The sequence below is a fragment of the Thermus sp. 2.9 genome, assembly GCF_000794385.1.
GTDB lineage: Bacteria > Deinococcota > Deinococci > Deinococcales > Thermaceae > Thermus > Thermus thalpophilus.
In genome coordinates this window covers 1-18,915 of sequence record NZ_JTJB01000052.1, presented here as the reverse complement: position 1 = coordinate 18,915, position 18,915 = coordinate 1, and the positions used below count along the sequence as shown (strand labels likewise).

Genomic DNA, 18,915 nt, shown 5'->3' with positions numbered 1-18,915 from the left:
GGTTCCGGCCCGAAGTAGACCTGCCCGAGGGGGTGGGGCCCCTGGCGGAAAAGGAGCTGGCCTCCCTCCTGGGCCACCGCCGCCCCGTTCCCTTTGAGGCGGGCGAGGGCCGTTACCCCATGCGCTTGGTGGAGGAGGGCCCTATGGGCACCGCCATCGCCTTGGAGGATCCCTTCCGTTCCCGTATTTGGGTCCGCCAGGGGCGGCTTCACGTCATTGAGCGGCACCTGGCGGAAGGTTCTTTCCGCATCCATCTCGAGGCCTGGAAACAAGTCGGGGAAAAGCTCCTGCCACACCGTTTCCTCCTGGTCCATCGCGACGCCAGGGGACGGCTTCTTAAGGTGGAGCGCTTCCGGGATGAATACGCCGCTTTCGGGGGGCTTTGGCTTCCCGTGGAGCGGGAAGTGGTGGTGGAAGGGGAGGGCTTGGAGGCCTTGGTGCTTCGTCTGGAGAACGTGGAGGTGGCAGCGTGAAGAAGCTGGCGGTCTTGGCGTGGGTTTTTTTGGCAGCCCTGGCCCAGCCTTACCGGGTGGTGGACGCCACCGGCAAGGCGGTGGAGGTCCCTTCCATAAATCGCATCGTAAGTCTGGACGGCATCACCACGGAGATCCTCTTCGCCCTTGGCGTGGGGGATAAGGTGGTGGGCCGGGACGACTCCAGCTACTACCCGCCCCAGGTGTTGAGGCTTCCCAGCGTGGGCTACCAGTTCCGCCTTTCCGCCGAGGGGATCCTTTCCCTCAAGCCCACCCTGGTCATCGGCCGCGAGGATGTGCGGCCGCCCCAGGTGGTGGACCAGCTGCGCCAGGCGGGGGTGGCGGTGGTCCTGGTGCCCGCGGAGCCCAGCGTGGAAGGGGCCAAGGCGAAGATCCGGGTGGTGGCCCAGGCGGTGGGCCAGCCGGAGCGGGGGGAGGCTTTGGTCCGGGCCTTGGAGCGCGACCTCCTGGCTCTCCGCGCCCACCAAGCCCAGCATCGTTCCCAAAAGCTAAGGGGGCTTTTCCTCTACCTGCGGGGCCCCGGCACCACCTATGTGTGCGGCGAGGGGAGCACCCCGGTGGGGGTCATGAAGCTTGCCGGCTTGGAAAACGCCGCCCAGGGCATACGGGAGTGCCAGCCGATGACGGCGGAGAGCGTGGTGGCGGCACGGCCGGACGTCATCGTGGTCTTCAAGAAGGGCTTGGAGAGCGTGGGGGGGCTTGAGGGGCTTCTCAAGCTTCCTGGGGTGGCCCAAACCCCCGCGGGGCAGAAGCGGAGGGTGGTGGCCATGGACGATCTCTACCTGGGAAGCTTTGGCCCCCGGGCGGGCCGGGCTGCCTTGGACCTCTTCCGGGCAGCCTACCTGATGGAGGGGTTTGTGGAGGTGGGGCCATGAGGTCGTACCTGTTCCTTCGCGGTGTCTTCAAGGCCTGCCTCCTCCTTCTCCTCCTGGGCAAGCCCCTGCCGCCAAACCTTGCGGCCCTCTGGGAGGAGGTCCCGTGACCCAGCCCTTTTCCTTCCCCCGCTCCCGGCGGTACCGCTTGGCCCTCCTGGCCCTGGCCCTCCTCTTGGTCCTTTCCCTCCTCCTGGGTGCGGGGCTTGGGGCCTATCCCATCCCGCCCTTGGCCATCCCCGGCATTCTCCTGAAGGGGGAAGGGGTGGAGTACCAGGTCCTCACCGCCCTCCGCTTCCCCCGCGTCCTGGGGGCCGCTTTGGTGGGGGCCCTTTTGGCTTTGGCGGGGGCGGTGTTGCAGGGCCTCTTCCGCAACCCCCTGGTGGACCCGGGGCTTATTGGGGTGTCCTCGGGAGCAGCCTTGGGGGCGGCCATCTTCATTGTCCTCTGGCCCTGGGCGGGGGTCCTCGAGGTCTACGCCCTGCCCCTCTTCGCTTTCCTCGGCGGCCTCCTCGCCACCCACCTCCTTTGGCGCTTGGCCCGGACGCCCTTGGGCGTCCAGGTTTCCGTCCTCCTCCTTTCCGGCATCGCCCTAAACGCCCTGGTGGGGGCGGGGATCGGTCTCCTCACCTTCTTGGCAAGCGAGCAGGAGCTTCGCAGCCTCACCTTCTGGACCTTGGGGGGCTTTTCCGCCCTCACCTGGCGCCTGCTTTTGGCCGGGCTGCCCTTGGCCCTCCTCGCCCTCTTCCTCCTCTTTCCCCTGGCCCGTCCCCTGAACGCCTTGGCCCTGGGGGAGCGGGAGGCCTTCCACCTGGGGGTGGACCTCGAGGCCCTTAAGCGCCGGGCGGTGGCGGGGGCCGCCTTAGCGGTGGGGGTGGCGGTGGCCCTGGCGGGCGGGGTGGGCTTCCTGGGCCTGGTGGCCCCCCACCTTTTCCGCCTCTTGGCGGGGCCCGACCACCGCTACCTCCTTCCGGGGTCGGCCCTTTTGGGCGCGGGGCTGGCCGTGGGGGCGGACCTCCTCGCCCGTACCCTGGCCGCCCCGGCGGAAATCCCCGTGGGGGTGGTGACCGCCCTCCTTGGGGGGCCCTTCTTCCTTTATCTGGTCCTGCGTTACAAGCGGGAGGTGTACCGTGCTTGAGGCGAGAAACTTAGGGTATCGCGTGGGGGAACGCTGGCTTGTCAAGGGCGTGGACCTCGCCGTGCGCGGGGGAGAGTTCCTGGCCGTCCTCGGCCCCAACGGGAGCGGCAAGACCACCCTCCTTCGCCTCCTTTCGGGGGAGCTTCGCCCCTCGCTGGGGGAGGTGTGGCTCCAGGAAAAGCCCTTGGCCGCCTACACCTCGGAGCGCCTGGCCCGGGTGCGGGCGGTGCTTTCCCAAAACCGGGAGATGGGCTTTCCCTACACCGCTTACGAGGTGGCCTTTCTGGGGCGGCTTCCCCACCTTTGGGGCAGACGGGAGAGCCTGGAGGACCACGCCAAGGTGGAGGCGGCCTTAGGGCGGGCCCAGGCCGCGGGCTTTAAGGAGCGCCTCTTTCCCAGCCTTTCCGGGGGCGAGGCCATGCGGGTGGAGGTGGCCAGGCTTCTCGCCCAGGAGGCCCGGCTTTTCCTTCTGGACGAGCCCACCAACCATCTGGATCCCCGCTACGCCCTGGAGCTCCTTTGCCTCTTTCGGGCGTTGGCCTACGAGGGGAGTGCGGTGGTGGCGGTGCTGCACGACCTGAACCTGGCGGGGCTTTTCGCCGACCGGGTTCTCCTCCTCAAAGACGGCAGGCCCGTGGCCTACGGGGCGCCCCAGGCCGTACTGCACCCAGCGCTTTTGGAGGAAGTCTACGAGGTTCCCTTCCACGCCCTGGGACAGCCGGGGGCTTTCCGCTTCCTTCTCCCCGTACCCAAGGAGGTGGTCCATGGAGGCTGACCACGCCCAGGTGGTGGCCCGGATCTCCGAGGCCCGGTACCTTTCCCGCTGCCCTTGCAACGGCGGCACCTACCACCTGCACTGGGACGCCGCCACCTTTCGCCTCACCCCGGAGGGCCTTCAGTTTCTGGCCCAGGTTTTGGAGGACCTTTTGGCGCGGGGCGGCGACGGGGTGGTGTGGCTTGGGGCGGTGGGCCTCCGCTTCCGGGAGGGGGAGGGGTGGGAGCTCCTCCGCCTTTTAAAGCGGGGAGTTGTCTGGCAAACGGCGAGCCCGGTGGCATACTTTCGTCACCTGAACTAGGAGGATTATGCGGACGAGAACACTTTTTGTGAGTTTTTTGGCTTCCTTGGCCTTGGCGCAGGGGTCTTGTCCGGGGGGGCGGGTACCCCATGACCTGGGAGAGGTCTGCCTGGCGAAGACCCCGGTGCGGGTGGCGGTGCTGGACTGGCGGCCTTTGGAGGACCTCCTCCTCCTGGGGGTGCGGCCCGTGGCGGGGGCGGACCTGGCGGACTTCCCCAAGTGGGTGAGGATGGAGCTTCCCCAGGGGATCCAGGATGTGGGAGGGCGCATGAGCCCGAGCTTGGAGCGCCTGGCCGCCCTTAAGCCCGACCTGATCCTGGGCTACACGGGCTTTCAAGGGCGGCTTTACCCGGAGCTTTCCCGCATCGCCCCCACGGCGCTCTATGACTACCTGCCCGCTTCCGGGCAACTCGCCGCCATGCGCCGGCATTTCCTCGTTCATGCCCGCCTCGTGGGAAAGGAGCGGGAAGGGGAGAGGATTCTCGCCGACCTGGACCGCTTCCTGCGGGAGCGGGCGGAGGAGCTTAAGCGCAAAGGGCTTTCCGGTAGGCCCTTCCTCCTGGTCCAGGCTTGGGCCCGGGAAAAGGTCTACAACGTCTTCACCCGGGACACCCTGGCTTCTGAGCTTCTGGAAACCCTCGGCCTTAAGAACGCCTGGACGGGGAAGGCGGAGGCTTACGGCCTTTCCCGGGTGGGTCCGGAAGGGCTGGTGCGATTGGTAGAGGAGCATCCTGGAGTTCTCGTCTTCCTCATTGCCCAGCCCGAGAACAACCCTCTGGGCGACCCGGCGGTGGGCCCTCTCCTCCGGCTCAATCGGGCCCAAGTGTTGCCCCTAGACCCCACCACCTGGACCTATGGAGGCCCCCATTCCGCCCGGGTTTTGGTGGAAGAGGTTTGGCGTAGTGTGGGAGGTGTGCGGTGAGGTGGATTGCTGCCGGACTCGTTTTCTTTGCTGTGACCTTGGCCCAAGGTTTTAAGTCGGATCTTAGGAACCAGGTGGAACCTCTGCTCGGAGAGCTGGTTCAGGGGACCCGCCTCTTGGCCCAGGCGGCCCGCGCCTACGCCGACGCCCCCACCACCGAGGGGCTCAACCGGCTCCGGGCCCTTTGGCACCTGGCTCGGGAGCCCTGGGAGGTGTTGGAGGCGTTTGCCTTTGGGCCCGTGGGCGATTTTGACCCGTATTTGGACACCTGGCCGGTAAGCCCTGAGGACCTTCGGCAGACCCTGGGAAAGCCTGTGGAAGACCTTCCCCCCGAGGTCCGGGGGTTCCACGCCTTGGAGTACCTCCTCTTCCAGGATCCTGGCCGCACCCCGGAGGCCGCCCGCCATGTGGCCGATCTAGCGGAGGACCTGGCCCAGCAGGCCTCCCGCCTGCGGGAAGCTTACCTCGCCTATTTAGCGGAGGCTTCCGAGGCGGATCTGACCCTTGAGCTTTACGCCGCCAGCCTGGAGCTCGCCGAGGAGTTTTTCGCCGAGAAGCTCAAGAACCCGGAAAGCCCCTACGCCCAACGCTCTGCCCAGGATTACCGGGCCAACGTCCGGGGCCTCCTCCAAGCCCTCGCCCTCCTTCCCTTGCCCGGATCGGCCTGGGCCTTGGCCTTGGACCTGGAGCGGGCGGTGGCGGCCTTGCCGAGCCCTCTGGAAGGCGCCTGGGACCAGCCCCAGGTGGCCTTAGCTTCGGCCAGGGCCCAGGACCTTTACCATGCCCTGGTTCAGGCCCCGGTGGGGAATGTGGGGCAGCGGGCCCTCCTTTGGCTCCGCACCTTCCGGGAGGAGTACCTGGTGGAAGGGGAGGTGGATGAGGGACTGGCTGCCTTGGAGGGCCTGAAGGCTGCCCTCGCAGGGACGCCCCAGGAGGAGGATGCGCTTAAACTGGTGGCGGCCCTCGAGGCCAAGGTGCAGGCCCAGGCTCCAGGGGAGGAGGTGGAACCCTTGCTCCAGGCCCTGGAGGCCCTCTTGCGCTAGGCCGTGCGGCGCTTTCTCTGGCTTGCCCTTCTCCTTCCTTTTCTTGGCGCCCTTCCCGCCCGCTACTACGTGCAGGACGCTTCTTCCCGGGCCTTCGGCCACCCCCTGCCGGGGCTTTCCCCCGAGGCCCTGGAGGCCTTCCGGCGGGGGGACCGGGCCTTCAACCGCGTCTTCGTGCGGGAGGACGGCTTGGGTCCCCTTTTCGTCCACCAATCCTGCGCCGGATGCCACGTGCGGGACGGGCGGGGGCGCCTCGCCTTCGCCGAGCGAAGCGAGGCCCTGGTGCGCGCCCGCGCGCCCGACGGGATTACCCCCCACCCCCGCTTCGGGGTGCAGCTCCAGGACCACGCCCTGCCGGGCTACCTGCCCGAGGGCCAGGTCCTCCTCCATTGGGAGGAGGTGGAGGGGCGCTACCCCGACGGGACCCCTTACCGCTTGCGGCGCCCCCGCCTTTCGGTCCTGGACCCCGCGGGAAGGCCCGTTCCGGGCCGGTATAGCCTCCGCCTAGCTCCTCCCGTCTTTGGCGGGGGGCTTCTGGAAGCGGTGCCGGAAAGCGCCCTTCTCGCCCTAGAAGACCCGGCGGACCAAGATGGGGATGGGGTTTCGGGAAGGGTAGCCCACCTGCCCGGGGGCGGGGTGGGCCGTTTCGGGTGGAAGGCGGGTACGGCAAGCCTCCGGGAGCAGACGGCCCTCGCCTACCGGGAGGACATGGGCCTTTCCACGCCCCTTTTCCCCGATGAAGGGGGGGTGGAGGTGGGGGAGGAGGAGCTGGAGGCGGTGGTCTTTTACCTCCAGCACCTGGCGGTGCCCGCACCCCGCCACGGGCCGGAGGCTTTAAAGGGAAGGCGTCTTTTCGCCCAGATCGGCTGCGCCGCCTGCCACCGGCCGAACCTGGCGGGGCTTCCCGCCTACACCGACCTCCTCCTCCACGACATGGGCCCGGGGTTGGACGACGGCGTGGCGGAAGGGGACACCGCCCCTTCCGAGTGGCGCACCCCGCCCCTATGGGGGATTGGCCTTACCCGGAAGGTGCTTGGGGAGGAACGCTACCTCCACGATGGCCGGGCGAGGAGCCTGGAGGAGGCTATCCTCTGGCACGGGGGCGAAGCGGAAGGGGCGAGGCAACGCTTCATGGCCCTTTCCAAGGAGGACCGCGCGGCCTTGCTCCGCTTTTTGCAGGGGCTGTAAGGGGGCTTGACCCCACCCCCAACCCATGGTAGCTTTTTCCGCAGGACACCCAAGACTTAGGGTGTCCTGGCCGCGATGCTAGGCCGACAGGCCTGGACGCCTATTGGCGGTGGGGGAAGTCCGGTGAGAGTCCGGCGCTGTCCCGCAACGGTAACCGGCCGCCTTCGGCCGGAAGCCCGAGTACCCGCTTCGCGGTCCTGCCCCGTAGCCCTCGAGGCAAGGGTGAAGGTGGTGATGCCTGTGGGACCTTAAAGGTGCATTCCCCTAAAAGCGGAGCCGCCCCGAAGGGGCGAGGGTAGGAAGGTTTAGACGGGTTCGGCCCCTGGCCGTGGGAAGGAGGCTTTTCGTGCGGGAAACCCGCATGGTGTACCCTGTGTTTCCGGGAGAGACCAACCATTACGGCACGCTTTTCGGCGGCACCGCCATGGCCTGGATGGACCAGGCGGCCTTCGTGGCGGCGAGCCGCCACGCCCGGCGCAAGGTGGTCACGGTGCACGCCGATGCCGTGGACTTCCGCCATCCTGTGCCCCAGGGTTCCATCGTGGAGCTCGTGGCCCGGGTGGTGGAGGTGGGGCGGACCTCCCTGCGCGTGGAGGTGGAGATGTGGGTGGAGCCCCTCGAGGCGGAACGGGAACCTTACCTGGCCGCCCGAGGGGGGTTTGTGTTGGTGGCTTTGGACGAGATGGGGCAGCCTGCACCGGTGCCCCCATTGGAGGGGTGATGCTCACCGAGCCTAGACCCCACTACCGCCCTTACGAGTACCCTGGGCTTCTCCGCTACCGGGATGCCATCCGGCACAGCTACTGGGTGCACACGGAGTTCAGCTACACCGCCGACGTTCAGGACTACGCCCTGGCCGACCCTAAAGAGCGGGCCTTGGTTGAGCGGTCCCTCTTGGCCATCGCCCAGGTGGAGCTTGCCGTCAAGCTCTTCTGGGCCCGGATCTACGACCGCTTCCCCAAGCCGGAGGTGGCGGAGGTGGGGATGACCTTTGCGGAAAGCGAGGTGCGCCACGCCAACGCCTACGCCCACCTCCTGGACCTCCTCGGCCTCAACGAGCGCTTCCAGAAGGCCCTGGAGGCAGAGACCGCCCTTAAAGAACGCCAGCGCCTCCTTCAGGAGGTTTTGCGCCGCTCCCGGGAGGAGGAACTCAAGGCGTACGCCCACGCCCTCCTCCTCTTCGCCGCCTTCACGGAGCACATCTCCCTTTTCTCCCAGTTCTACGCCCTCATGGCCATCAACCGCCGGGCTGGGCGCTTCAAGGGCATTTCCAACGCCATAGAGGCCACCAGCAAGGAGGAGAACATCCACGGGCTCTTCGGGGTGGAGCTCCTCCGCCTGCTCCGGCAGGAGCTTCCCGACCACTTCAGCGAGGGCTTTGCCGAGGAGGCCCTGGCCTGGGCCAGGCGCTTCTTCCAGGGGGAGGAGGCCCTGGTGGACTGGATCTTCGCCGAGGGGGACCTGGAGGTGGTCTCCCGGGAAGAGGTCCTGGAGTTCCTCAAGCACCGCTACAACGAGATGCTCTCCCTCCATGGCCTCCCCGCCCCCTTCCAACCCCGGGCCGAGCTGCTCCGGGACACGGAGTGGTTCTCCCTGGAGCTTCTCGCCGACAAAGAAGTGGACTTCTTTAACAAGCGCAGCGTGGCCTACGCGCGCCGCATGCAGAGCTACGATCCGGACGAGCTTTTCTAAGGAGGCACCATGGTTGAGGTGAAGCGGAAGTACGAGCCTTGGTACTGGGCTAACGAGTGGACGCGGCTTTACATGAGCCGGGGCTACCTCCTTCCTGAGGTCAGCGTGGAGGAGCGGGTGCGGGAGATCGCCCTTCGGGCCGAGGCGCTCACCAGGATCCCAGGCTTTGCGGAGAAGTTTACGCGCTACATGGCCTACGGTTGGTACTCCCTGGCCACCCCCATCTGGGCCAACTACGGCCTCAAGCGGGGGCTTCCCATCTCCTGCTACGGCACCTACGTGGAGGACGACACCGCCTCCATCCTGCGGGCGGTGGCGGAGATCGGCATGATGAGCAAGCAGGGGGGCGGGACCTCGGTCTATCTCGGGGAGCTCCGCCCGCGGGGTGCCCCCATCCGCGACAACGGAGAGAGCAATGGCTCCTACGCCTTCGCCAGCCTCTTTGACCGGGCTATTGAGGTCTTCAACCAGGGCTCCACCCGCCGGGGCCAGTGCGCCGCTTACCTGCCCATAGAGCACCCCGACTTTTGGGAGTGGACCCGGATCCAGCGGGAAAACTCCGAGATCCAGTCCCTCTTCTGGGGAGTGAGCGTGGGGGACGAGTGGCTAGAGGCCATGGTATCGGGGGACCGGGAGAAGCGGGAGCGCTGGGCTGCCGTCCTAAAAAGCCGCGCTGAGGTGGGCATTCCCTACATCTTCTTCCGGGACAACGCCAACCGCCAAGCCCCCGAGATCTTCCGCACCCTGGGCAAGCGGATCCACGCCAGCAACCTCTGCACCGAGATCATGCTCCCCTCTAGCCCGGAGGAAAGCTTCGTCTGCTGCCTCTCCTCTTTAAACCTCCTCCACTTTGATGAGTGGAAGGACACGGACGCCGTGGAAACCCTGGTCATCTTCCTGGACTCCGTGCTGGACGACTTCATAGAGAAGGCCGAGGGCATTCCCTACATGGAGCGGGCTGTGCGCTTCGCCAAGCGGTACCGCGCCATCGGGATCGGCGTCTTGGGCTGGCACAGCTACCTGCAGTCCAAGGGTATTCCCCTAGAGAGCACGGATGCCCTTTTCCTCAATAACCTCATCTTCAAGACCATTCGGGAGCGGGCGGAGGAGGCTTCCCGTTGGCTGCGCGCCCGGCACCCGGAGGACGAGCTAAGCGAGATCATGGAACGGCGCAACGCCACCCTCCTCGCCATCGCTCCCACTAAGTCCAGTTCCTTCATCCTGGGGCAGGTATCCCCTTCCGTGGAGCCCTACACCAGCAACTACTACCTGAAGGACCTGCAAAAGGCGCGGGTGCCTTTCAAAAACCCTTTCCTCGAGGAGCTCCTTCGGGAGAAGGGCAAGGACGAGGAGAAGGTGTGGCGGAGTATCCTGGAGCATAACGGCTCGGTGCAGCACCTGGACTTCCTGAGCGAGGAGGAAAAGGCGGTATTCAAAACCTTCGCCGAGGTTTCCCAGAAGACCTTGGTGAACCTGGCGGCGGCCCGGCAGCGGCACATTGACCAAGGGCAGTCCCTGAACCTGGTGATCCACCCGGAGGCCCCTCCCAAGGACGTGAACGAGCTCGTCCTCCACGCCTGGCGTTCGGGGCTTAAAAGCCTTTACTACCAGTTCAGCGCCAGCGCCGCCCAGGCCTACAGCCGCGACCTCCTCCTCTCCTGCCGGGCCTGCGAGGGCTAGCGTAGCTCTAGGTGGTCCTTCAGGGGGGTAGGGAGCAGGCCGTGTTGGGCCCGGAGGCGTTCCAGGTAGAGGGCCCGCTCCGCCAGGCGGGGCCCGTGGCTCTGGTTCTTTGCGTGGATCCGCGCGCCGATGTTGGGGCCCCGCAGGTAGTGGAAGGGGACGCCTGCCCGGTAGGCGCGGAGCCAAAGGTCCCAGTCCAGTTAGTTCTAGGTAGGTGGGGGCGAGGCGGAGGTCGTCGTCCGGGAAGAGGAGGATCTCCCCTTTGGCCTCCTCCAGGCCCGTGATGCGGGCCTCCACCTGCCCCTGGCCCCGGTTCCAGAGGGGGCGGCCCCCTGGGGTCTTGGAGGGAAGGGGCGGCCTCCAAGCCTTCCCCCCTTCCCGTCCTCTACCCACCAGGGCTCCAAACTAGGGGTAGGTTTGCCGGCGTAAGGACGCCAGGGCCTGGCGGAGGAAGGCCAGGGTGGCCCTTGCTGGGGACGAGGACGTTAATCATGGGCTAGACCGGGTTGGAGGCGGGTTTCGTCCGTGAGGTCCAGCCGTAAGGGGGTGGCGGAGATGAAGCCTTGGGCCACGGCCCAGCGGTCCGTGCCCTCCTCCGCCTCCTTGAGGGGTTTGGCGGCGAACCAGTAGAGGGGGCGGCCCATGGGGTCTTTCCCCGGCACCACCACCCCCTCATAGGCCCGCACCGACTGGCGGGTCCAGAGGAAGCCCTTGGGCCTCAGGGGAAGGTTCACGTTTACCAGGAAGGGGCGCTCCAGCCGGAGGAGGGCCTCGAGGGTGCGCACCAGCCAGGGCTTGAGCGCCCCGAAGTCGGGGTTTTCCCCCTCCATGGGCACGCTAAAGGCGGCGGCGGAGAGGCCGAAAAGCCTCCCTTGCTTGGCGGCGGCCACCGTGCCCGAGTGCCAGATCTCGTGCCCCAGGTTGCTCCCCAGGTTCACCCCGGAGAGGACCAGGTCCAGGGGCCCGAAAAGGTGCAGGCCCAAGGCCACGCAGTCCGCGGGGGTGCCCCGCACCCGGTAGGCGGGGAAGTCGGGCCATGGGAGGGGGGCTGAATGGGGAAAGGCCCGTACTGGGTGGGCGATGGTGATGGCGTGCCCGGTGGCGCTTTGCTCCGTTTCCGGGGCCGCCACGAAGACCTCCCCCAGGCGGCTTGCCGCGTCCGCAAGGGCCCAAAGACCGGGACTGAGGATGCCATCGTCGTTGGTCACCAGGATCCGCATGCCCTTCAGGGTAGGCTCCAGGTGTCAGGGTGGGGTCAGGAAGGGCCCGCCCCGGGCTTTCCCGGGGCGGGGAAGAAGGGGCTTAGCGCCCCGCCACGCTCCGGTTGTACCGCTCCAGGGCGGCGTCGGCCTGGGCCTTGGCCTCCCGCAGGGCCTCGCGGGCGGGTTTGCCCCTAAGGATCTCCTCCCAGGCTGCCTGCACGTACTGCCGGATCTCGGGGAACGACCCCATGAGGCACCCGGCGCTGGAGGTGTTCACCTTGCTGGTGGTGAGCTGCTGGATGGCCGTGGTGTAGTTGGGCTGGCGCACGTGGGCCTGGCGCACCTCGGGGAGTTCGGTCACCCCCTTCACCACGGGGAAGTAGCCCGTGCCCAGGTGCCATTGGGCCTGGGTCTTGGGTTCCAGGAGAAAGCGCACGAAGCGCCAAGCGGCTTGGGTTTCCGCCTCGGGGAAGCCCTTCAGAACGTAGAGGGCCGCCCCGCCGATGGCCACGCCGTTCCGTTCCCGCAGGTAGGGGTAGTAAGCGGTGCGCAAGGGGAAGCGCCCGCCCACCTGGCGAAGGACGCCCGTGAGGCTGGCCGTGGAGTAGGCGGCGATGGCGGCCTGGCCCTGGGCGAAGAGGCTTTGCGAGTCCGCCCAGTTGCGCCCGGTGTTGGCCGCTACCCCCTCCCGCGCCAGCCGGGCGTACATGTCCAGGAAGGCCACCGCCGCCTCGTTGTCAAAGGTCACCGCCGTGGCCCGGGCCTTGCGGCCGTTCTCGTTGTTGCAGAAGAACTCGCCGGAGTTGTAGGAGATCTGCTCCACGAACCAGGAGTCAATGGGGATGGAAAGCCCGTAGCGCACGGTGCGCCCTTGGGCGTCCTTCTTCGTGAGCTTCCGGGCCGCCTCCTCCAGGTCCTTGAGGGACCAGGTGGGCTTGAAGGGGATGCCCGCTTCCTGGAAGGCGGCCATGTTGAAGTAGAGGACGGGGTTGGAGGAGTTGAAGGGGAGGCCGTAAAGCTTGCCCTCAATGGTGTAGTAGTTCCTGGGCTGGGGTAGGAAGCGGTCCAGGTCAAACCCATCCCTTTTGGCCAGGTCCTCCAGGGGCACCGCGGCGCCGGAGTCCGCCATGATGCGGGCTCCGATGTCGTAGATCTGGACCACGTGGGGGTAGCCCCGGCCTGCCCGTAGGGCGGCCAGGAGCTTGTTGATGCCGTCGTCGTAGCTCCCCACGTACTGGCTCTTCACCTGCACGGCGTTTTGGCTCCGGTTGAACTCCTGCACCAGCTTTTCCGTGACCTCGCCCAGCACGCCCCCCATGGAGTGCCAGAACTCCACGGTCACCCTTTGCGCCAAGGAGGGGGAGAGGAGAAGCCATCCTAGTGCGCTGGCCTTAGCGAGTCCCAAAAGCCACGTCCGCATGATCCACCTCCTTATCCCTTCAGCCCGCCCAGGGCGATGCCCTTCACGAAGGCCCTTTGGGCGAGCAGGAAGGCGAGCAGGGTGGGAAGGAGGACGAGGATGGCCCCCGCGGCCACCACGTTCCAGCGGGCCACTTCCTCGTTTAGGAGGAAGTTCACCGCGATCTGCGCCGTCTGCATTTCCCGGCTCTTGGTGACCACCAGGGGCCAGAGGTACATGTTCCAGGTGCCGATGAAGGTGAGGGCGGCGAGGGCCCCCAGGGCCGGCAGGGTAAGGGGCAGGGCCACGTGGCGTAGGGCCTGCCAGTGGGTGGCCCCGTCTATGCGGGCGGCGTCAAAGTAGTCCTCCGGGATGGTCCTTAGGGTCTGGCGGAGCAGGAAGACCCCCAAGGGGTTTGCCAGGAAGGGCACGGTGAGGGCCCAGTAGGTGTCCAGCCACCCCAGGCGGTCCACCAAGAGGTAAAGGGGCAGGAAAGTCACCTCGCCCGGAACCAGGAGGAGGGCCACCGCCAGGCCAAAAAGCGCTTCCCGTCCCCGGAAGCGCATGCGGGTTAGGGCGTAGGCGGCGAGGAGGCTCGTGGTCAGGACCCCCAGGGTCACGGCGGTGGAGACCAGGAGGCTGTTGAGGAGGAAACGGCCCAGGGGAAACTTGGCCAGGGCCTCGGCGTAAGGGGCTAAGGTGGGGTTGGGGGGGAGGAGGGTGGGGGCGTAGAGGTCCGCCTCGCTCCGGAGGCTCGCAGAGAGGAGGGTGAGGAGGGGTAGCGTCAGGAGAAAGGCGTAGGCGGAGGCCAGGAGGTAGGTGGGGAGGAGGCGGAGCCACCTACGCATAGTGCACCCTCCGGCCTAGGAGCCAGAACTGCAGGGCGGCGAGGCCCAGGAGGACCAGGAAGAGGAGGAAGGCCTCCGCCGCCGCCAAGGGCACCTGGAAGTTGAAGAAGGCGTCGTGGTAGACGCGGTAGATCCACACCATGGTGCTCTCCGCCGGGCCTCCCCGGGTGAGGAGGTGGATCTGGCCGAAGGCGGTGAGGCTTTTGAGGACCACCAGGAGCCCCACCAGGAAGAGGGTGGGGGAGAGGAGGGGCAGGGTGATGCGGAAGAAGCGCCTCCAGGGACCCGCTCCGTCCACGGTGGCCGCCTCGAGGACCTCCTCGGGGATGTTCTGCAGGCCGGCGGTGAGGAGGATGGCGGTGAAGCCCACCCCAGCCCAGGCGTTGATTACCGCCAGGGTGGGCAGGGCGAGCTCGGGAGAGGTGAGCCAGGCCTGTGGGGGGAGGCCCAGGGCGGTGAGGAGGCGGTTGGCCCACCCCCCCACGGGGTGGAGAAACCAGCCCCAGGCCACCGCGGCCACGGCGGTGGGCACGGCGGTGGTGAGGAAAAAGAGGGTGCGGAAGAGGGCCACCCCGGGGTAGGGGCGGTAGACGAGAAGGGCGGCCAGGAGGCCCAGGAGGAGCTCCAGGGGCGCGGTGATCAGGGCGAAGAGGAGGGTGGTCTTCACGCTGTGCCAAAACTCGGGTCGGTGGAGGGCCTCGAGGTAGTTCCCAAGGCCCACCCATTCGCGCCCCCGGCCGAAGAGGTTTTCCTGGTGGAGGGAAAGCCAGAGGGCTTCCAGGACGGGGAGGAAGAGGAATAGGAAAAAGAGGCCGTAAGCGGGGAGGAGGAAGGGAAGGGGTTCTAGTGTCCCTCGCCCTGCCCTCCGGCCCCGCTGTAAAAGGACCCGTTCCACGAGCTGGAGGTTACCGCCCCCGCGTCAGGGGAAGGTCAAGGCCCCGCCTTAGGAGGTCCAGGGAGGGCTGGGGGTCTTCCCGCACCTCGAGGACCAGGGGCCGGCCCAGAAAAGGGGGTAGCCAGCGGGCGTGGTTCAGGACGCCCCTCCCCAGGTTCCAGTGGCGGTCGTAGACCCCGTCCGTATCGTTCAGGTGGAGGTGTTCCGGGTTCAGGGCCAGCCAGGGCTCGGGTTCCGGGGTGTGGCTGAAGACCCGGGCGTGGGCAGCGTCAAAGCAGAAGCCCAAGGCCTCGGGGTAGGCTTCCAAGACGGGCCGCAGGGCCTCGGGGCCCGGCTCGTGCGTGTTCTCCAGGAGGAGGCGGATCCCTAAGGCCCGCGCCCGGCGCACCACGGGCTTGAGGCTTTCCGCGAGGCGCTCCCCCCGGGCCTCCGCCTCTTCCGGGGTGCGGCCGTGGGGGATGCCGAAGTGGAACACCGCCCGGTCCACCCCGAGCTCCGCCGCCCGCTCCAGGCCAAAAAGGAGGCGCCTCAGGGTAAGGCCCCGCACCTCGGGGTCGGGGGAGAGGAGGTCCAGGTTCCAGAAGGGAAGGTGGACGGAGGTCGGAGGCCCCTCCGCCAAGGCCTGGCCCAGGGTGTGGAAGAGGGCGTCGTCCTCCAGGCGTTCCGGGTCAAGGTAGACCTCGAGGCCCACCCCCCAAGCCCTCAGCGCCTCCAGCTTCCCCGTCACTTCCCCGAGGGGTAGGGAAAGCCTTAGGTCCATGCTTGGACCTTAGGGCTTCCCTGTCAGGAGGCGGTCAGCCAGCCGATACAAGGCCACCGCGTAGGCGGCCCCCAGGACGGGGAAGAGGGCGGGGCCAAAGCGTAGGGGCTCGCCGCTCCCTCCACGTCGAGGAGCCAAGCCAGGAGCCTAGGGGAGAGGTCCCGCGCCGGGTTCAGGGCGAACCCCCGGGCCCCCCGAGCTGAACCCGTAGGCCACGGCGGCCACGGTGAGGGCGAGCCACAGGGCGACGATCTCCCCGTCCTTGCCGGCGAAGAGGATCACCGCCATGAGGGCGAAGGTGCCCAAGGCCTCCGCCACCGCCGGCCCTGTCCAGCCGTAGAGGGCCTCGGGGGCGGTGCGGAGGAAGCCGGGCCCGGTGCTGAAGACGTTGAAAACAAGGCCTTCCCGGTAGGCCAGGTAGGCCCCCATAGCCCCCAGGAACTGGGCCAGGAGGTAGAGGGGTACTAGGCGCCAGGGGAAGAGGCCCCCTAAGGCGAAGGCCAGGGTCATGGGGGGTTCAGTTGGGACCCGGGGAGGGGGCGCCTCGCCAGGGCCCCCTCCCGCACCGCAAGCTCCAAGCCCAAGGCGATGGCGTCGTGGCCGTAGGCCCCCGGGGCCAAGCGGGGCTCGAGGGCGGCGTTGGCGGCGCTTCCCACGGTGGCGAGGAAGGTGCCCGGGGTTTCCTCGAGGAAGGCGCCTTTTGGCGTCATGGCTCGATTAAACTCCACCCTTATCCCAGGCGGAGGTCAGGGGGAACGCTTAGGCAGTTCGCTAGCGGGGAACCGCAGGAGGGGATCTATCCCGAGCCTCACCCGCTCCCCCGGCCTACCCTCTAGCCGCACCCAGGCTTCGCCGAAGGGAAGCCGCACCCGGCAGAGGGATTCCCCCCTGAGGCTTCGGCGTTCCAGGACCACCGCCTCCAGCTCCCCTTCTCCCCTCACCCACTCCTGGCGGAAAGCGAGAACCTCCGCGCCCAGGGGGAGGAGGTTGGCCCGGCCGAAGGCGAGGAAGCTCTCTAGGGAGTTAGGATGGGCGTAGACCTCCTCAGACGCTCCCACTTGGAGGAGCCTTCCCCCGCTCATCACCCCAATGCGGTCTGCGAGCAGCATGGCCTCCTCGGGGTCGTGGGTCACGTGCAGAGCGGTAATCCCTGCTTCCTTGAGGAGGGTGCGCACCTCGAGGCGCAACCCTTCCCGCAGCACGGGATCCAGGGCGCTATAGGGTTCGTCCAGGAGAAGGACCCTGGGCCTCCTGGCTAGGGCCCGGGCCAAGGCTACCCGCTGCCGTTGCCCACCCGAGAGCTCGTGGGGCCTTTTGACGGCGTGGTCTTTGAGCCCCACCCGCTCCAGGAGGGCTAGGGCTTCCTTGCGGTTGGGTTTGGGCATCACCAAGAGGAGGTGGTCCAAGGCGGTGAGGTGGGGCCAGAGTCCCAGGTCCTGGAAGACATAGGCCACGTTCCGGCGTTCGGGGGGTGCCTCCGTGACATCCTTTCCCGCCAGGTAGACCCGGCCCCGGTCTGGGGCGATGAGCCCCGCCACCAGGTTGAGGAGGGTGCTCTTGCCACTTCCCGAAGCCCCCAGGAGAACGAGGATTTCCCCTTCGGCCACCTCCAGTTCCACCCCCTCCACGCCCCCGCCCCCGGGAAACCGCTTGGTGAGCCCCTGAAGCCTTACCATCTCGGCCTTCCCAGAAGCCCAAGGGCTGCCACGCCAGCGAGGATCAGGCCCAAAGCAGCCGCCTCCCGGTAGAGTCCGCCGTTTAGGGCGGAGAGGACCGTCACCCCCACAGTTTCGCTTCCGGGGGCGTAGAGGAGGGCGGAGAGGGTGACCTCAGCAAAGGCCAGGGGAAAGAGAAGGAAGCCGCTGGCGAAAAGGGAGGGGAGGAGAAGGGGGTACCCGAGCCGTAGCCAGCTACGCCAGAAGGGGAGTCCGTGAACCCTGCCGGCGAGAACTGCCCCCTCCACCCGCATCCCCGCTTCCAGGGATCGCAGGGCCAAGGCGGCGAAGTGCAGCAGATACGCCAGGAGGAGGAGCCAGGGGGTGCCGTAAAGGGAAGTGGGGGCGAGGAGGAGGATGAGCCCTATCCCGAGTAAGGTTCCGGGCATGAGGTAGGTGAGGTCCAGGGCTCCCCGCGCCACCCGCAGGGCCTGGGGAAAGGGTTTGAGGAGGAGGGCGAGGCTGAGGAGAAGACCGGTGGCGAGGAGGGAGAGAAGGAGGGAATGGAGGAGGCCCTGGCGGAAAAGGGGCAAAGCGAGGGCCTGGGCAAAGACGGGGTCCAGCCTTCCCGTAAAGGGGTTGAAAAGGGCTTCCCGCAGGAGTCCGAGGAGGGAAAGCCCGAGGGACCCAAGGACGTAGAGGGCGAACAAGAAGCGGAGCGAAAGGTGAGGCTTTTCCAGGAGGGGTGTCTTGGCCTCGAGGAGGGTCGGACGGGAAAGGAGGAGGGCCGGTAGAGCCAGAAGCCCTAGCCAAAGGCCAAGGGTAGCCGCCTCGCCCAAGGGGTCCTGGGCTAGGGGGTTCGTGAGCCGGGCGTAGACCAGGGTGGGGAGGGTGTAGACCCTCTCGGGAAGGCCTAGGACGGCGGGTACGCCGAAGTTTCCCAAGAGGGCGAGGTAGAGGGTGCCGCCGGCCACGAGCAGAGGGGGGAACAGGGGGGGCAAGAAGGCGCGAAGCCGCCGGAGGCCCATGACCCCATGGACCCTGGCTGTCTGGAGCAGGGGGAGGGCGCCCTCCACCTGGGGCTTTAGGAGGAGGTATGCCAGGGGGGTGTAGTGAAGGGTCCAGGCCATGAGGATGCCCAGCACCCCATAAGCCTTCACCCCCAAAACCTGGAGGGAAAACAGGATGCCCATACCGGTGACGAAGGGGGGCACGAGGTAGTTCAGAAGGAGGAGGCTTTCCCAAATGAGCCCCGCGCCCCCCCTAACGGCCAGATAGGCGAGGGTAAGGCCTAGCCCTAAGGCCATGAGTGTTCCTCCCATGGCCAGCATTCCGGTGTGGAGTACCACGTCCAGGTCCCGTGGGGGAAGGAGGTGTGGGAAACCCCGGGGAATGAGGACCAGGAGGGGCAGGGTGGGGGGGAGGGTGAGGACCAGGAGGGCGAGGGACCGGAGGAGGCTCATCGCCTTAAGCCGAAGAGGGCGTTGAACCGCTCCAAGGTCTTTTGGTCGGCGAAGGTGGCCCTTACCCCCACCACCTTCTCCGGGGCGCCCTTAGGCCTTGGGCTTTGGGGCATAACGGGGTAATAGCCCCTTTCGGCGAAGATGCGCTGGGCTTCGGGGGAGAGGAGGAACCGCAGGAATTCTTCTGCCAACTCGGGGTTGCGGCTCCAGGTGGGCACGGCCACAGGGGTGGGGACTAAGATGGCCCCATCGCGCGGGTAGATCACGGCCAGCGGCGCTCCCTTTGCCATCTCCTGCCGCACGCCGAAATCGGTGGTGATGGCGATCCCGTACTCCCCTCGGGCGAGCTTCTGCTGAAGGACGGGGTTGGATTGCTCAATGCGCATGCCCTGACGCGCCAAGCCTTCCAGGAAGCCAAACCCGTAGCGGGCTGCCAGGGTTCCCACCGTGGCCAGGGCTGCCCCAGAAAAGTTGGGGTCCGGCATGGCTAGAAGGCCCCGGTACTCAGGTTTGAGCAGGTCACGCCAGGAGGTGGGGGGTGTTTTGACCCTTTGGGCTATGTACACGTCAAAACCTCCATAGGGCATA

Annotated in this window: 21 protein-coding genes and 1 riboswitch; of the genes, 11 read left to right on the top strand and 10 right to left on the bottom strand. The window is 67.3% G+C overall.

Features of this window, described 5'->3' with window-relative positions; genetic code table 11:
• The 11 genes from QT17_RS12275 to QT17_RS12225 form a co-directional block, all read left to right on the top strand.
• Window positions 1-473 (top strand): DUF3386 family protein (locus QT17_RS12275; protein ID WP_039460403.1); only part of this gene is annotated, 473 nt, incomplete at its 5' end.
• Window positions 470-1,369 (top strand): hemin ABC transporter substrate-binding protein, encoded by a 900-nt coding sequence (locus tag QT17_RS12270; RefSeq protein ID WP_039460401.1) that lies wholly within the window; start codon window positions 470-472, stop codon window positions 1,367-1,369. The genes QT17_RS12275 and QT17_RS12270, both read left to right, overlap by 4 nt.
• Window positions 1,370-1,472: 103 nt before the next feature.
• Window positions 1,473-2,504, top strand: a complete 1,032-nt coding sequence (locus QT17_RS12265; protein WP_039460399.1) for an iron ABC transporter permease — start codon at window positions 1,473-1,475, stop codon at window positions 2,502-2,504.
• Window positions 2,497-3,279, top strand: a complete 783-nt coding sequence (locus tag QT17_RS12260; RefSeq protein WP_039460397.1) for an ABC transporter ATP-binding protein — start codon at window positions 2,497-2,499, stop codon at window positions 3,277-3,279. The genes QT17_RS12265 and QT17_RS12260 overlap by 8 nt, the downstream gene beginning before the upstream one ends.
• Window positions 3,269-3,580 (top strand): hypothetical protein, encoded by a 312-nt coding sequence (locus tag QT17_RS12255; RefSeq protein WP_039460396.1) that lies wholly within the window; start codon window positions 3,269-3,271, stop codon window positions 3,578-3,580. The genes QT17_RS12260 and QT17_RS12255 overlap by 11 nt, the downstream gene beginning before the upstream one ends.
• 7 nt (window positions 3,581-3,587) lie before the next feature.
• A complete protein-coding gene (locus QT17_RS12250) occupies window positions 3,588-4,502 on the top strand; it encodes an iron-siderophore ABC transporter substrate-binding protein (RefSeq protein ID WP_039460394.1) in 915 nt (304 codons plus the stop codon).
• Between the two features lie 74 nt (window positions 4,503-4,576).
• Window positions 4,577-5,545, top strand: coding sequence for an imelysin family protein (locus QT17_RS12245; protein ID WP_235283927.1), 969 nt, complete (start codon window positions 4,577-4,579; stop codon window positions 5,543-5,545).
• Window positions 5,546-5,548: 3 nt separating this feature from the next.
• Window positions 5,549-6,733, top strand: coding sequence for a di-heme oxidoredictase family protein (locus tag QT17_RS12240; RefSeq protein ID WP_039460391.1), 1,185 nt, complete (start codon window positions 5,549-5,551; stop codon window positions 6,731-6,733).
• 71 nt (window positions 6,734-6,804) lie between these two features.
• A riboswitch (cobalamin riboswitch) is annotated at window positions 6,805-6,940 on the top strand.
• 154 nt (window positions 6,941-7,094) lie between these two features.
• Window positions 7,095-7,454, top strand: a complete 360-nt coding sequence (locus QT17_RS12235; protein ID WP_039460406.1) for an acyl-CoA thioesterase — start codon at window positions 7,095-7,097, stop codon at window positions 7,452-7,454.
• Entirely contained in the window at window positions 7,454-8,425 is a 972-nt protein-coding gene (locus QT17_RS12230; protein WP_039460389.1) for a ribonucleotide-diphosphate reductase subunit beta, read from the top strand. The genes QT17_RS12235 and QT17_RS12230 overlap by 1 nt, the downstream gene beginning before the upstream one ends.
• Before the next feature lie 9 nt (window positions 8,426-8,434).
• On the top strand, window positions 8,435-10,105 hold the full coding sequence (locus QT17_RS12225; RefSeq protein ID WP_039460388.1) for a ribonucleoside-diphosphate reductase subunit alpha: 1,671 nt from the start codon (window positions 8,435-8,437) through the stop codon (window positions 10,103-10,105).
• 485 nt (window positions 10,106-10,590) lie between these two features.
• On the opposite strand, the gene surE is transcribed toward QT17_RS12225, so the two are convergent.
• The 10 genes from surE to QT17_RS12180 form a co-directional block, all read right to left on the bottom strand.
• Window positions 10,591-11,325 carry a 5'/3'-nucleotidase SurE gene (gene surE / locus QT17_RS12220; RefSeq protein WP_039460387.1) on the bottom strand — a complete coding sequence of 245 codons (735 nt, stop codon included), beginning with the start codon at window positions 11,323-11,325 and terminating at the stop codon, window positions 10,591-10,593.
• A gap of 82 nt (window positions 11,326-11,407) precedes the next feature.
• Entirely contained in the window at window positions 11,408-12,727 is a 1,320-nt protein-coding gene (locus QT17_RS12215) for an ABC transporter substrate-binding protein (protein ID WP_039460386.1), read from the bottom strand.
• Window positions 12,728-12,738: 11 nt separating this feature from the next.
• Window positions 12,739-13,554 (bottom strand): carbohydrate ABC transporter permease, encoded by an 816-nt coding sequence (locus QT17_RS12210; RefSeq protein ID WP_039460385.1) that lies wholly within the window; start codon window positions 13,552-13,554, stop codon window positions 12,739-12,741.
• Window positions 13,547-14,449: a carbohydrate ABC transporter permease gene (locus tag QT17_RS12205; RefSeq protein WP_039460384.1), complete on the bottom strand. Its 903-nt coding sequence runs from the start codon at window positions 14,447-14,449 to the stop codon at window positions 13,547-13,549. The genes QT17_RS12210 and QT17_RS12205 overlap by 8 nt, the downstream gene beginning before the upstream one ends.
• 10 nt (window positions 14,450-14,459) lie before the next feature.
• Window positions 14,460-15,209, bottom strand: a complete 750-nt coding sequence (locus QT17_RS12200) for a sugar phosphate isomerase/epimerase (RefSeq protein ID WP_039460382.1) — start codon at window positions 15,207-15,209, stop codon at window positions 14,460-14,462.
• A 147-nt stretch (window positions 15,210-15,356) separates the two neighbouring features.
• Window positions 15,357-15,719 carry an aquaporin gene (locus tag QT17_RS14610; protein WP_235283926.1) on the bottom strand — a complete coding sequence of 121 codons (363 nt, stop codon included), beginning with the start codon at window positions 15,717-15,719 and terminating at the stop codon, window positions 15,357-15,359.
• A complete protein-coding gene (locus tag QT17_RS14605) occupies window positions 15,716-15,919 on the bottom strand; it encodes a hypothetical protein (protein WP_235283925.1) in 204 nt (67 codons plus the stop codon). The genes QT17_RS14610 and QT17_RS14605 overlap by 4 nt, the downstream gene beginning before the upstream one ends.
• 36 nt (window positions 15,920-15,955) lie before the next feature.
• Window positions 15,956-16,885, bottom strand: a complete 930-nt coding sequence (locus QT17_RS12190) for an ABC transporter ATP-binding protein (RefSeq protein WP_039460380.1) — start codon at window positions 16,883-16,885, stop codon at window positions 15,956-15,958.
• A complete protein-coding gene (locus QT17_RS12185) occupies window positions 16,879-18,327 on the bottom strand; it encodes an ABC transporter permease (RefSeq protein ID WP_039460378.1) in 1,449 nt (482 codons plus the stop codon). The genes QT17_RS12190 and QT17_RS12185 overlap by 7 nt, the downstream gene beginning before the upstream one ends.
• A partial coding sequence (locus QT17_RS12180; protein ID WP_152607412.1) for an extracellular solute-binding protein occupies window positions 18,324-18,915 on the bottom strand: 592 nt, incomplete at its 5' end. The genes QT17_RS12180 and QT17_RS12185, both read right to left, overlap by 4 nt.